This window comes from Micromonospora sp. WMMA1923 (assembly GCF_049179195.1).
Classification (GTDB): domain Bacteria; phylum Actinomycetota; class Actinomycetes; order Mycobacteriales; family Micromonosporaceae; genus Micromonospora; species Micromonospora yangpuensis.
In genome coordinates this window covers 6,148,200-6,161,779 of record NZ_JBMHLZ010000001.1, presented here as the reverse complement: position 1 = coordinate 6,161,779, position 13,580 = coordinate 6,148,200, and the positions used below count along the sequence as shown (strand labels likewise).

The following is a 13,580-nucleotide window of genomic DNA, read 5'->3' as shown; positions in this document are numbered from 1 at the left end:
ACAGCCGCACCGGTGGTGCCGGCCATGGTCCGGACCGGCACCACCGTCGTCAGGCGCGCTCAGCCGACAGGCCCACCGCCGTCAGGCGCGAAACGCCGTTCGGCACCGGGCACGGCCGACCGTCACTGGAAGAGGCCGACGTTGCGCTTCTCGGTGTTGAGGTAGTCGGTGGCGGAGTCGTCCACCGCGAGCCTGATGTCGCGCAGCATGCCCTGGAGGTCCTGCGAGGCCGACCGCCAGCGGGACTGGCGCACCTGGTAGGCCTGCTGCGCGTCACCGCTCCAGGTGGCGACCAGCGGTGCGGCGTCCTTCTCCAACTGGCCGAGCTGCGAGTCGAGGGTGTTCAACGCCTTCTGGATGTCCACACTGGCCTGCTGCAACGCGGCGAAGTTGACGACCAGCACACCATGGTCCATCGGATGTTCCCCTTTCGGTCCGGGCTAGAGCGGGAGCTTGATGCCGCCGCGGTTGGTGCCGGCGACCCGGCTGGACGCCTCGGTGTCGGAGACGTCGTACTGCTGGCCGGCGGTGCGGATCGCCTGGGCGGTCTCCCGCAGCGCCCGCTGCAACGCCGCCTGGTCCTGCGACCACTGCTGCTTGACCTGCTCGAAGGAGCGGCCACCGGCCCCACGCCAGGCCTGCTGCAACACTTCCAGCTCGGCCAGCAGGCCACTCAGCATCGTCTGCAACGACTGGTCCGCCTGCTCGAACTTCGTGGCGGTCGTCTGCATCACCGCGGCTTCTGCCTGGGTCTGGGACACCCGGAGGTCACCTCGTTTCCTCGGTCCTGGCTGACCGGCGGCCCGTCCGGGGCGGTCGGGCCGGTCGCACCGCGCCATCGGTGGCGGTGCGCGGGTCAGTGGAGTTGTCGTCGCTGACGGTAGCCGGCCGATCCCGGTTGTGCTACCCCGAGCTTCTCCCCTGTGGACAACGAAGCCGGGTTCCGGCCCCTACGATGACCGCACCACCGGAGACGAGACGATCGGCGGAGGAGGCGAACCGGTGACGACCACCACGACCGGCCCGCCCGCCCGGACAGCCGCCAGACAGCCCCTACCACCACAGTGGATCTCCACCGGCCCGCGTCGCCCGGCCGGGGTACGCGCCGGTCAGCTCGTCGCCACCCAACTGGCGGTGGCCCTGCCGGTCGCCGCCCTGGGCCGGGGGACCCTGCCGATGGCGGTCGCGTTGACGCTGACCGCGGCGCTGCTGCCCGGCACCTGGTGGCGGCTGCGCGGCCGGTGGCTCTTCGAGTGGCTGGGTGTGGGGCTGAGCTACCTGGGCCGCCGCCGCGCCCTGAACCCGACGGCGGGCCCGACCGCCCTGCTGGACCTGGTCTCCCCCGGCGCCACGGTCCGGCCGGCCGAGCTGGCCGGGGGCCCGGCGGCCGTGGTGGACGACGCCACCGGCCTGGCCACCCTGCTCGAACTGGGCGATCCGACGGACCTGTTCGCCGACGGTCCCCGACCGCTGCCCGTACCGCCGGACCTGCTGCCCCCGGCCACCGCCGACAACCCTCCGGTACGGATCCAGCTCCTGCTCACCGGCGTGCCCGCGCCGGCCACCGACGCGGGCGGGGGCACGGTGGCCACCTCGTACCGGCAGCTCACCGACGGGCGGCTGCCGGCGCAGGCACGGGCGGTGCTGGTGGTCCGGGTGCTGCGGACCGACGGCTGGTCCGACCAGCAGCTACGGCGGGCACTGTCCGGGGTGGTCCGCCGGCTCGTCCGTCGGTTCCAGCCGGTGACCGCCCGTCCGCTCGGCCCGCAGGCCACGCTGCGGTTGCTCGGGGAGTACGCCCACCACGAGGGTGAGCTGTCGACGCGGGAGAGCTGGTCGGCGGTGCACACCGGACCGCTGACGCAGGCCACCTTCCGGTTGCGCCGGTGGCCGGACCCGCCCGCCGACGGCGGCGGCCACCTGGTGCCCCGGTTGCTCGCGCTGCCCGCCACGGCGTGCACCGTGTCGCTCTGCGCCGGCCCGCACCCCGGGGTCACCACGGCATCGACCGAGCTGACCGTACGCCTGGCCGGGTGGACGCCGGCCGAGCTCGCGGTGGCCGCGCAGGCGCTGCGACGCCTGGTCGACGCGCTCGGCGGTGCGGTCGACCGGCTCGACGGCGAGCACCTGACCGGGCTGGCCGGGACGCTCCCGCTGGCGCTGCCCGGCGTCAGGACGGCCAGCGACCGGACCGACGGCGGGACGGCCAGCGGCCGGAACCATGGCAGCGCGGCCAGCGGCGGGCCCGACGCCGGCCGGTTGGCGCCGACTCTCGACGACGCGGGCCTGATGGTGGGCGCCAACCGGCACGGCGGCGCGGTGACGGTACGCGTCTTCCGGGCCGAACACACCCGCATCGTGCTGGTCGGTGGGATCCGGGGCGCGCAGCTGGTGGTGCTGCGGGCGATGGCGCTCGGTGCCCGGGTGGTGGTGCGGACGGCCCGCCCCCGGTTGTGGGAGCCGTTCGTCCGGGCGGTGGGCTCGCCGGGTGGCACGATCCCCCTGCTGCCGCCCGGCCGGTCGGTTGACGGGGTGGCCGGCTCACCGCTGCGTCCGTCGCTGGTGGTGATCGACGCCGGGCCGGTACCGGTCGACCGCACGCCCGCACCGGCCTGGCAGACCACCCTGGTGGTACGCGACGAGCTGACCCCGGCCGACGCGGATCTGCTCGGTCGGGCCGACCTGGCCGTCCTGCAACCACTGGGCCCCGGCGAGGCGACCCTGGCCGGCACCGCGCTGGGGCTCGGCGGATCGGCGGACTGGCTGACCCGGATCCGCCACGACATGGTGGCGGTGGTGAACCGGCGCGCCCTGCGCTGGGCGCTGCTCTCCCCGACCCCGATCGAGGCCCAGCTGATCGGACCACCCGCCCGACGGTGACCGCGGCCCAACCGCCCGACGGTGCGCGCGACTCGGCAAACTCGCAGCTCCGTGGCACCATCGCGGCCATGGATTCCCTGAAAGGTCTTCTGATCCGGCTGGCGTCCACGGCGCTGGCGTTCTGGTTGGCGACCCTGCTGATCCCGGGCATCGAGCTGGAGTCGGCCTCGACCACCGAGACGGTCGTCACCGTACTGCTCGTCTCGGTCATCTTCGGTGTGGTCAACGCGGTGCTCCAACCGATCATCAAGGTGGTCGGCTGCGGGTTCTACCTGTTGACTCTCGGCCTGATCGCCATCGTGGTCAACGGCCTGCTCTTCCTGCTGACCGGCTGGCTCGCCGGCCAGGCCGGACTGCCCTTCGAGGTGGCGAACTTCTGGCCCGCGTCGGTACTGGGCGCGCTCTTCGTCGGCGTCGTGACCTGGATCCTGGGCGCGATCCTCGACCGCGACTGATCCCCCGCGCGATCCTCGATCGCGACTGATCCCCCGCGCGTCGACGGCGGCTGGTCCGCGGTCCTCGACCGCAGCCGGCCGGGAAATAACGCGACCGGTAAGGACTAGGTCGGTTAGCGTGCCTGGGTGATCGAGTCGAGTCGAGCCGACGGCTACCTGTTCAGCGCCGATCCGCAGCGCATCGATCTGGATCTGGTGCACCGGTGGCTCAGCACCGACGCGTACTGGGCCCTCGGGCGGGACCGGGACCTCGTCGAGCGGGCGTTCGCCGGCTCGCTGGGGTTCGGCGTGTACCGCCCGGGGGACCACCGCCAGGTCGCGGTGGCCCGGGTGGTCACCGACCACGCCACCTTCGCCTGGCTCTGCGACGTCTACGTGGACCGGGCCGAGCGGGGTCGCGGGCTGGGCAGCTGGCTGGCCGGCGCGGTTCGCGACCACCTGTCCGACCTCGGCGTACGCCGGATCGTGCTGGCCACCCTCGACGCCCACGGGGTGTACGCCAAGCTGGGCTTCGACCCGGTGAACCCCGCGCACTGGATGGAGTACGACCAGCGGGTGAAGCCGGTCACCGGAAAGGCGCAAAAGCCGGCCTGACCCCTTACGGTGACGAGGTGACCGAGCTCCGCCTGGGCTACCTGTACGGTGTCGCCGCGTACTTCTGCTGGGGTTTCTTCCCGCTCTACTGGCGACTGCTGCGCCCGACCGGGCCGCTGGAGGTCCTCGCCCACCGGATCGTCTGGTCGACGCTCTTCGTCGCGCTCCTGCTGGCCGCCCTGCGCAACCTCGGCTTCCTCCGGTCGCTGCTGCACCGGCCGCGTACCCTGGCCGGGATCTTCCTGGCGGCGGTGCTGATCGCGGTCAACTGGGGCACCTACATCTACGGTGTCGACACCGAGCGGGTGGTGGAGACCGCCCTGGGGTACTTCATCACCCCGCTGGTGGCGGTGCTGCTCGGGGTCACCTCGCTCGGCGAGCGGCTGCGGCTCGCCCAGTGGGTGGCGCTCGGTCTCGGCACGCTGGCCGTGGTGGTGCTCACCGTCGACTACGGCCGGCTGCCCTACCTGGCACTGCTGCTGGCCGGCAGCTTCGCCGGGTACGGCCTGGTCAAGAAGCGGCTCGGCCTGCCGGCCGCAGAGGGGCTGCTTGTCGAGTCGGCGGCGCTGACCCTGCCCGCGCTGGCCTACCTGGGCTGGCTGGCCTGGGGCGGGCAGCTGACCCTGGGGCAGGTCTCCGTCGGGCACACCACGCTGCTGGTGCTGGCCGGCGTGATCACCGCCATCCCGCTGCTGCTCTTCGCCGGCGCGGCCAACCGGCTGCCGATGACCACCCTCGGCCTGCTGCAGTACCTCGCCCCGATCCTGCAGCTCGGCGTCGGGGTGCTGATCTTCCACGAGCCGATGCCACCGGCCCGGCTGGCCGGTTTCGTGCTGGTCTGGGTGGCGCTGATCGCCTTCACCGTGGACGCGGTACGGCACGCCCGACGTCGGCCCGGCGGGCCCGTCGCCGACCGGTCCACCGCCGGCGACCAGCCCGTGGTGACCGTCGACGGGCCGGTGGACGTCACCGTCGGGCAGCCTCAGCGGATGTCGTAGCCCAGCACCGGGGTCCCGTCGGCGCGGAGCAGCTCCAGTCGGACCAGCTCCGCCCCGGTGAACCGGGTGGCGCCGGTCAGCCGCAGGTCGTCGCCGGGAGCGGCGAGCCAGGAGCCGATCTGCTCCTTCGCGCCGTCCGGGCCGTACGCCACCAGCCGGAAGGTGAACGCCTTGCCGTGGCCGGCGTTCTGGTCGTACCCGCACCGCATGGCGACCTCGGTGCCCCAGCCCTTGGCGGTCAGCCCGACCTCGGCGGAGACCGGCACCGTGCCCGCCACCGGCTGCATCGCCACCATCCGGACCTCCGGCGGCCCGGCAGGCTCCGACAGCACGTTCGCCGCCCCGACGCCGACCACCAGGGCCAGGGCCGCGGCGGCCAGCCCGACGCCGGCGTACCGCCAGCGGTTGCGGCGGCGCTCGCCGCGCCGTCGCCGACTCGCGGTGTCCAGCAGCGAAGGCACCCGGGAGGGCTCCGTCGGTGGGGGCAGGAACTGGTCCAGGGCGTTCGGGTCGAGCCGGCTGAGCAGGCCCGGCAGGACGGCGATCTCGGCCACCGACTCCCGGCAGGCCGGGCAGGTCGACAGGTGCCGCTCGTAGGTCGCGCGTTCGCCCGGCGGCAGGGCACCCAGCACGTACGCGCCGTCGTCGAACGCGAACTCGCAACCGGTCATCCGGTCACCCCCATCTCGGCCAGGACCAACCGCAGTGAACGAAGCGCGTAGTGGGTGCGGGACTTCACCGTCCCCGGTGGCACCCCCAGCCGGGAGGCGGCCTCGGTCACCGACCGCCCCTGGTAGAAGCACTCGACCAGCACCTCACGGTGGGTCGGGCTGAGCCGGTTCAGCGCCTCGGCGACCGTCCAGGCCTCCACCGCACGCTCCGTCTCGTCGACCGCCGGTGGCGGTTCGGGCAGTTCGTCCGGGTAGACCTCGCCGACCCGGCTGGAGCGCCGCCGCCAGGCATCGATTGCCAGGTTCCGGGCGGTGGTGAACAGCCAGGCGCGCACCGATCCCCGCCTGGGGTCCAGTGACTCCGGATGCCGCCAGGCCCGGAGCAGGGTCTCCTGGACGAGGTCCTCGGCCCGCTGCCGGTCTCCGTTGACCAGTCGCAGCGAGTGCGCGAAGAGTGCCTCCGCGTGTTCGTCGTGCAGCGCGCGGAGCAGATGTGCTTCGTGGTCGCTGATGGCGGTCTCCTCGCTCCGGCGCGTCCGGCGGTGCGTTCTCCGGGAAGTACGTCCCGGCACCGCGATCGGTTCAGCCCAGCTCAGCCCGATGGCGTGACAAAGGTGTTCACATCTGATTCACGTCGAGGCCGACGGGCGCTCACCACCGGCTGGAAACGTCCCGCCGGTACGCGCCGGACGGTGCTCCGCCGCGCCTCTCCCCCCTGACCAGGAGGCTTCTCCCATGAGCGACCGCCCCCGGCTGCTCCCACTGTTGACCACCCACCGCCACGGCAGCCGGTCCCCGATGACCTGCCTGTACCGCTGCGGCAACGCCTGTGACCACCCGGTGCCCAACCGGTCCGACAACCCGTACTTCGGTGATCTGGTCGATGCCGAGGTCTCCCGGCGGGGCGTGGTCCGGGCCGGTGCGGTCGGCGCGCTGGTCCTCGGTTTCGGTGGTGCCGTCGCATCCGGCGCGGCCCCGGCCGCCGCCGCGCCGGATGCGGCCGGCCCGCCGACGGTGCCGGCCGTACCGGAGATCAGCGACTTCGCCGCCCCGCAGCGCGGCACCGGCAGCGGTGCGCTGACCTTCAAGGCGATCCCGCCGAACAAGCTGGACACCCTGGTCGTGCCGAACGGGTACGACCACTCGGTGGTGATCCGCTGGGGTGACCCGGTGGTCCCCGACGGCCCCGGGTTCGACCTGCACCGGCAGACCGCCGCCCGGCAGGCCAAGCAGTTCGGCTACAACAACGACTACGTCGGGGTGCTCCCGCTGGACCGGCAGGGCCGGCGGGCCCTGCTCGTGGTCAACCACGAGTACACCAACGAGGACCTGATGTTCCCCGGCTTCACCAGCCAGGACGCCCTCTCGGTGGAGCAGGTGCGGGTGGCGATGGCCGCGCACGGCATGTCCGTGGTGGAGATCGAGCGGGTCGACGGGACCGGGCAGTGGCAGGTGGTACGCACCGGCCGGCGGCCGTACAACCGGCGGGTCACCGCGCACGGCACCAGGTTCGACCTGACCGGACCGGCCGCCGGCTCCGCCTTCCTGAAGACCGCCGCCGACCCACGGGGCCGGGTGGTGATCGGCACCCTGAACAACTGCGCCGGGGGCGTCACCCCGTGGGGCACCGTGCTCTCCGGCGAGGAGAACTTCAACCAGTACTTCGTCGGCGGCGACGCGGTGGCCGACGAGGTGAAGCCCAAGCTGGCCCGGTACGGCATCTCCACCACCGCCCGGTACCCCAGCGGCAGCCGCCGGTGGGAACGGGCAGACGAGCGCTTCGACCTGGCCAAACACCCGAACGAGGCGAACCGGTTCGGCTGGATCGTCGAGATCGACCCGTTCGACCCGGAGCGCCGGCCGCGAAAGCACACCGCGCTGGGCCGGTTCAAGCACGAGGGCGCGAACGTGATCGTCGCCCGCGACGGGCACGTGGTGGCGTACCTGGGTGACGACGAGCGCTTCGACTACCTCTACAAGTTCGTCAGCGAGAAGAAGTACCGCACGGGCGACTCGCGGGCGGCCCGCCAGCACAACCTGTCGCTGCTGGAGTCCGGCACCCTCTACGTGGCCAAACTGGACCAGACCAGCGCCGCCGAGATCGACGGCTCCGGCAGGCTCCCCGCCGACGGGGCGTTCGACGGCCGGGGCAGCTGGATCAAGCTGGTAAGCGGCGACCGCTCGTACGTGCCCGGGATGACCGCCGCCGAGGTGCTGACCTTCACCCGGTTCGCCGGTGACCAGGTGGGTGCGACCAAGATGGACCGGCCGGAGGACGTCGAGCCGAGTCTGCGTACCGGCAAGGTGTACGTCGCACTTACCAACAACAGCGAGCGGGGCGCGGCGGGTAGGCCGGCGGCGGACGAGGCCAACCCGCGTAACGCCAACCGGCACGGCCAGATCCTGGAGCTGGTCGAGGACTCGGGTGACAACACCGCCGAGGCCTTCGCCTGGTCGCTGCCGATCGTCTGCGGCGACCCGGCCGACCCATCGACCTACTTCGCCGGGTACGACAAGACCAAGGTGTCACCGGTCTCCTGCCCGGACAACGTCGCCTTCGACGCCGCCGGCAATCTCTGGATCTCTACCGACGGCAACGCGCTGGGCAGCAACGACGGCCTCTTCGCCACGCCGGTGGAGGGCCCGGAGCGGGGTCACCTCAAGCAGTTCCTGACCGTGCCGGTCGGCGCGGAGACCTGTGGCCCGTTCATCACCGCCGACAACCGCTCGGTCTTCGTCGCCGTCCAGCACCCGGGCGAGCTGACCGGCGCGTCGGTCGAGAACCCGGCGTCGAACTGGCCGGACGGCGACATCGCCAAGCCGGGCGTGGTGGTCGCCTGGCGGCTCGACGGCGCCCCGATCGGCACCTGAGGTGTAAGGAAGGGTCCCCTGTACAACAGAAAGCGATAACAGGGGGCCCTTCCTTACACCTAGGGTTCGAGGATCAGGCCGTCGGCGATGGTGCGGGCCACGGTCAGCAGCTTGGCCCGTACCACCCGGGCGGAGGTCATCATCTCGCTCGCCGGCAGCGCGCAGGCCAGCACCACCCGGCGTTCCATGTCCTTGTCCGGGGCGACCAGCACCGCGGCGCAGGCCACCCCCTGACGGAACTGTCCCAACTCCAGCTGCATGCCCCGCCGGTCACCGGCGGCCACGTCGGACTCGAACGCCTCCGGGCTGGTCAGGGTGGCGGTGGTGAACGGGCGCATGCCGTACTCCCGCAGGTAACGCTGGCGCTGCTCGGTGGTGAGGGTGGCCAGCAGCGCCTTGCCGAGCGCGGTGGCGTGCGCCCCCTCGTCGAACCCGGGGACCAGGTCCTCCAGGTACGGCGAGCGGTGTCCCTCGGCGACCGCGGTGATCGCCACCTGGCCGCCCACGAACCGTCCCAGGTAGTGGCTGTACCCGCTGTCCGCGGCGGCGCGGCGCAGGCACTCGCCCACCGCCGGCGGGCCCCGGAACGCGGTCACCAGCTCGCGGTACCGGTCGGCGATCTCCAACCCGACGATGTACGTGCCGTCCTCGCGGCGGATCACGTACCCCTCGTAGGCGAGGGTGCGGACAAGGTGGTACGTGGTCGCCACGGTCAGCTCGCAGCGCCGGGCGATCTGCTTGACGGTCAACCCGCGCGGGGCACGGCCGACCGCTTCGAGCACTCGTAGCGCGCGGGACACACTCCGGATGAGGTCCGAAGGCTCCGCCAGGGGGTCGCGCACAACCACCTCCGTCGCCGGGGACTTACACCATATGAAAAACCGGCTCGCTGCGAAACGCCTGTACGGGTCGAGGATGCCAGATCATGCTCCACAGCGCGTACTCCGCCCACGACGATCCGTGTCGTGAGAGTCGTTCGCGTAGGTTGAGCGGATCATGTCCGACACCGCCCTCCGCCCCACGCCCACCCACCCGGTCCGGGCCAACGCCGTCGCCGTCTCCGTCACGATCGCCTGCGTACTCCCGGTCTTCCTGGTCGGTGGTCTCGCCGTGCAGATGGGCGACGAACTCGGCTTCTCCCCTGCCGGCCTGGGCCTGGCCGTGTCGGTGTACTTCGGCATCAGCGCGCTGGCCTCGGTACCGTCCGGCGCGCTGGTCGGACGGTACGGTCCGGCCGTGGTGGCCCGCTGCGGCATCCTGCTCTCCGCCGCCGCGCTGCTGGCCATCGCGCTGCTCGCCCGGTCGTACCCGGTGCTGGTCGCCCTGCTCGGGCTCAGCGCCGCCGCGAACGCCCTCGGCCAGATCGCCAGCAACGCCACCCTGGCCCGGCACGTGCCCGGCCACCGGCAGGGGCTCTCCTTCGGGGTGAAGCAGGCCGCCATTCCGCTCTCCACCCTGCTGGCCGGCGCGGCGGTGCCGACGATCGCGTTGACCGCCGGTTGGCGTTGGGCGTTCGTGGTCGCCGCCACCGCGGCGCTGACCGTGCTGCCCGCCGTCGGCGCGTCGGAGGGCGCACCGGACCGGCGCCCGGCCGCGAGTCGGGCCGGCCGGGCCACCGCCGGGCTGGTCGTCGTCGGGGTGGCCGCCACCCTGGCCGCCGGGGCGGCCAACTCGCTGGGCACCTTCGTCGTCGACGCCTCGGTGTCCCGGGGCCTCGCCCCGGGGCTGGCCGGGCTGACCCTGACGTTGGGCAGCGCGGTCTGCGTGGCCGCCCGGGTCGGGGCGGGCTGGCTCGCCGACCGGCGGGCCAACGGCCAGCTCACGGTGATCGCCGGGATGTTGCTGGTCGGCGGGGTTGGGCTGGGCCTGCTCACGGTGGACGGCCCGGTGCCGCTGGTGGTGGGCGTGGTGCTCGGCTTCGGCCTGGGCTGGGCCTGGCCGGGGCTGATGAACTTCGCGGTGGTCCGGCTACACCCGACGGCCCCGGCCGCCGCCACCTCGATAACCCAGACCGGCGTGTACGCGGGCGGCTGCCTCGGCCCGCTGGCGCTGGGCGCCCTGGCCAGCCGGATCGACTATCCGGCCATGTGGACCGGTGCCGCGTTGACCATGCTGCTGGCCGCCGCCCTCATGCTCGCCGCCCACCGCCTGCTACGCACCCCGGCCACGGGCCCTTCGCCAGCCCGCTGAGCCGCCAGCCCGCTGAACTGCCAGCCCGCTGAGCCGTGCCGGGCTCAGCTGGTGCGGTCGGCGACGAAGTCGCAGAGGGACTCCAGCGCGTGCCGGGCCGGCGACTGCGGCAACGGGGCCAACCGGGCCCGGGCGTCCTCGGCGTAGCTGCGGACCGTCTCCCGGGCCCGCTTCAACGCCGGGCTCTCCCGGAGCAGGCCGAGCGCCTCGGCGTGCAGGGCGTCGTCGCTCAGCGCACCGGTGGCCAGGATCTCCCGCAGCCGCACCGAGGCGGCGTCGGAGTCGTCGGCCGCCAGCGCGTAGAGCACCGGCAGCGTGGGGACCCCCTCGCGCAGGTCGGTGCCGGGGGTCTTGCCCGACTGGGTGGACTCGCTGGCGATGTCCAGCAGGTCGTCGGAGAGCTGGAAGGCCACCCCGACGGTCTCGCCGTACCCGGCCAGGGCCTCGACGTGCTCCTGGGCCGCGCCGCCGAACATGCCGCCGAAGCGCGCGGAGGTGGCGATCAGGGAACCCGTCTTGTCGGCGATGACCCGCAGGTAGTGCTCCACCGGGTCGTCACCGGCCCGGGGCCCCACGGTCTCGGCGATCTGACCCTGCACCAGCCGGGCGAAGGTGCGCGCCTGCAGGCGTACCGCCTCGGGGCCGAGGTCGGCGGCGATGTCGGCGGCCCGGGCGAAGAGGTAGTCACCGACGAGGATGGCCACCGAGTTGGTCCAGCGGGAGTTGGCGCTGGGCGCGCCCCGCCGCACGGCGGCCTCGTCCATCACGTCGTCGTGGTAGAGCGTGGCCAGGTGGGTGAGCTCCATCACCACGGCCGCCGGCACCACCTGGGGGCCCGCCGGGTCACCGAACTGCGCGCCCAGGGCCACCAGTAGCGGCCGGAACCGCTTGCCCCCGGCCTCCACCAGATGCCGGGCGGCCTCGGTGACGAACGGGTCGGCGCTGGCCACGCTGGAGCGCAGCTCGGCCTCGACGGAGTCGAGCAGCCCCAGCACGGAGCTCTCGACGCGGGGATCGGCGATGTGCAGGCCGAGCGTGCCGAACTGACTCGTGCTCGACCGGCTCCGACGACCGCCGGAGCCGGTGGCACCTGAACGCTCGCCAGCCGGATTCACCACGTCTCCAACCATGCCACACCCGGGCCACCTGCTCTGGTCGGGGGAGCCCCACCGTGGCCCGCGACGCAGCCCCGACGCAGCGGCGGGGCCGCCGCGACAGCCCGCGCACGCGCAGCGGCCCCGCCGCCGCGACAAGCCGCAACACAGCGGCGGGGCCGCCGCGCCGAAGCGCAGGCGACCCCGCCGTCGTGCGGTCGTCGGCTACCTGACGAACTCGGCCGCCCCGGTGGCCAGGTCGAGCAGCGGTCCGGGGGCCACCCCGAGGACCAGGGTGGCGACCACGCCGATCGCGAGCGCCGCCGAGGTCAGGCCGCCCGGCACGGTCACCGTGGGGGTGGACTCACCCGGCTCGGAGAGCCACATCATCACCACGACCCGCAGGTACGGGAAGGCCAGCACCATGCTGGTCAGCACACCGGCGATCACCAGCCAGGCCTGGTCGGCCTCCAGCGCCGGGCCGAAGACCGCGAACTTGCTGGTGAAGCCGCTGGTGAGCGGGATACCGGCGAAGGCCAGCAGGATGAAGGTGAAGATCGACGCGTAGAACGGCGAACGACGGCCCAACCCGGCCCAGCGGGACAGGTGGGTGGCCTCCCCGTCGGCGTCCCGGACCAGGGTCACCACGGCGAACGCGGCCAGCACCGAGAAGCCGTACGCGGCCAGGTAGAACATCGTGCCGGAGAGCCCCTCCCGGCTCGGGGCGAGCACCCCGACCAGCAGGTATCCGGCGTTGGCGATCGACGAGTACGCCAGCAGCCGCTTGATGTCGGTCTGGGTGACCGCCAGCACCGCGCCGACCAGCATGGTCAGCACCGCGATGGCCCCGATGACCGGGGTGAAGTCCCAGGCGGCGTCGGCGAAGGCCACGTGGAAGACCCGCAGCAGGGCCCCGAACGCGGCGACCTTGGTGCAGGCGGCCATGAAGCCGGTGACCGGCGTCGGCGCGCCCTGGTAGACGTCCGGCGTCCAGACGTGGAACGGGGCCGCCGCCGCCTTGAACAGCAGGCCGATCGAGACCAGCGCCATCCCGGCGAAGAGCAGCACGTCGCTGGCCGGCGACTCGCTGACCGCCGCGTTGATGGTGGCGAAGTCGACGCCGGCCGGCCGGCCGGGGATGCCGGCGGTGAAGCCGTACACCAGGGCGAGACCGAACAGGAAGAACGCCGAGGCGTACGCGCCGAGCAGGAAGTACTTCATCGCCGCCTCCTGGCTCAGCAGGCGCCGGCGACGGGCCAGCGCGCAGAGCAGGTAGAGCGGCAGCGAGAAGACCTCCAGCGCGATGAACATGGTCAGCAGGTCGTTCGCGGCCACGAAGATCATCATGCCGGCGATGGCGAAGGTGGTCAGCGGGTACACCTCGGTGGCCCCGTTGCTGCGCTCCGCCTGCTGCCGGTCCTCGGGCGACTCGGCGGTGATGGCGGCCTGGGCGACGAAGGCACCGCCCCGCTCCACCGCGCGCTCGCCGATCAGCAGCAGCGCCATCGCCGCCAACACCAGGATGGTGCCCTGGAGGAAGAGAGTCGGCCCGTCCACGGCGATCACGCCGCCGATGGTGATGACCCGGTCGTCGGCGTTACCGATGATCCGCAGGTCGGCGTTGCGGACCACCATCACCAGCGCGGCCAGCACCGACAGCAGCGCCAGCACCAGCTGGGTGGTGTGCCGGGCCCGCCGGGGCACGAAGGCCTCGACCAGTACGCCGAGCACGGCAGCGCCCAGCAGGATCAGGATCGGAGCCAGCGCCGTGTAGTCGATCGACGGCAGCGTGAGCTCGTTCATCGGGCAGTCCTTTCATCCGCGACT

Annotated in this window: 13 protein-coding genes; 6 read left to right on the top strand and 7 right to left on the bottom strand. The window is 72.9% G+C overall.

What is annotated here, in order from left to right; genetic code table 11:
* Positions 1-122: 122 nt before the first annotated feature.
* On the bottom strand, positions 123-416 hold the full coding sequence (locus ACN28G_RS28105) for a WXG100 family type VII secretion target (RefSeq protein WP_421480713.1): 294 nt from the start codon (positions 414-416) through the stop codon (positions 123-125).
* 24 nt (positions 417-440) lie between these two features.
* Complete coding sequence (locus ACN28G_RS28100; RefSeq protein ID WP_091433487.1) at positions 441-761, bottom strand: WXG100 family type VII secretion target; 321 nt, start codon at positions 759-761, stop codon at positions 441-443.
* Between the two features lie 241 nt (positions 762-1,002).
* Here ACN28G_RS28100 and eccE point away from each other — a divergent pair, with 241 nt between their 5' ends.
* From eccE to rarD, 4 genes are all read left to right on the top strand, one after another.
* Positions 1,003-2,880 carry a type VII secretion protein EccE gene (gene eccE / locus ACN28G_RS28095; protein ID WP_421480712.1) on the top strand — a complete coding sequence of 626 codons (1,878 nt, stop codon included), beginning with the start codon at positions 1,003-1,005 and terminating at the stop codon, positions 2,878-2,880.
* Positions 2,881-2,948: 68 nt separating this feature from the next.
* Positions 2,949-3,335, top strand: coding sequence for a phage holin family protein (locus tag ACN28G_RS28090; protein ID WP_091445782.1), 387 nt, complete (start codon positions 2,949-2,951; stop codon positions 3,333-3,335).
* A gap of 126 nt (positions 3,336-3,461) precedes the next feature.
* The gene (locus ACN28G_RS28085) at positions 3,462-3,929 is read left to right on the top strand and encodes a GNAT family N-acetyltransferase (RefSeq protein ID WP_091433483.1); all 468 of its coding nucleotides are present in this window, start codon (positions 3,462-3,464) and stop codon (positions 3,927-3,929) included.
* Between the two features lie 17 nt (positions 3,930-3,946).
* On the top strand, positions 3,947-4,927 hold the full coding sequence (gene rarD / locus ACN28G_RS28080; RefSeq protein WP_421480711.1) for an EamA family transporter RarD: 981 nt from the start codon (positions 3,947-3,949) through the stop codon (positions 4,925-4,927).
* On the opposite strand, the gene ACN28G_RS28075 is transcribed toward rarD, so the two are convergent.
* Both ACN28G_RS28075 and ACN28G_RS28070 read right to left on the bottom strand, forming a co-directional pair.
* A complete protein-coding gene (locus ACN28G_RS28075) occupies positions 4,912-5,598 on the bottom strand; it encodes an anti-sigma factor family protein (RefSeq protein ID WP_091433478.1) in 687 nt (228 codons plus the stop codon). The genes rarD and ACN28G_RS28075 overlap by 16 nt on opposite strands.
* Positions 5,595-6,110, bottom strand: a complete 516-nt coding sequence (locus tag ACN28G_RS28070) for a sigma-70 family RNA polymerase sigma factor (protein WP_175440720.1) — start codon at positions 6,108-6,110, stop codon at positions 5,595-5,597. Before ACN28G_RS28070 ends, ACN28G_RS28075 begins: the two co-directional genes overlap by 4 nt.
* Before the next feature lie 223 nt (positions 6,111-6,333).
* Here ACN28G_RS28070 and ACN28G_RS28065 point away from each other — a divergent pair, with 223 nt between their 5' ends.
* Positions 6,334-8,469 (top strand): PhoX family protein, encoded by a 2,136-nt coding sequence (locus tag ACN28G_RS28065; protein WP_421480710.1) that lies wholly within the window; start codon positions 6,334-6,336, stop codon positions 8,467-8,469.
* A gap of 59 nt (positions 8,470-8,528) precedes the next feature.
* On the opposite strand, the gene ACN28G_RS28060 is transcribed toward ACN28G_RS28065, so the two are convergent.
* The gene (locus ACN28G_RS28060; protein ID WP_421480709.1) at positions 8,529-9,311 is read right to left on the bottom strand and encodes an IclR family transcriptional regulator; all 783 of its coding nucleotides are present in this window, start codon (positions 9,309-9,311) and stop codon (positions 8,529-8,531) included.
* Between the two features lie 154 nt (positions 9,312-9,465).
* On the opposite strand from ACN28G_RS28060, the gene ACN28G_RS28055 reads away from it, so the two are divergent.
* Entirely contained in the window at positions 9,466-10,659 is a 1,194-nt protein-coding gene (locus ACN28G_RS28055; RefSeq protein ID WP_421480708.1) for an MFS transporter, read from the top strand.
* Positions 10,660-10,703: 44 nt separating this feature from the next.
* Here ACN28G_RS28055 and ACN28G_RS28050 read toward each other — a convergent pair whose 3' ends face one another.
* Positions 10,704-11,789 (bottom strand): polyprenyl synthetase family protein, encoded by a 1,086-nt coding sequence (locus ACN28G_RS28050; protein WP_421480707.1) that lies wholly within the window; start codon positions 11,787-11,789, stop codon positions 10,704-10,706.
* A gap of 189 nt (positions 11,790-11,978) precedes the next feature.
* Complete coding sequence (nuoN, locus tag ACN28G_RS28045) at positions 11,979-13,556, bottom strand: NADH-quinone oxidoreductase subunit NuoN (protein ID WP_091433465.1); 1,578 nt, start codon at positions 13,554-13,556, stop codon at positions 11,979-11,981.
* Positions 13,557-13,580 lie beyond the last annotated feature (24 nt).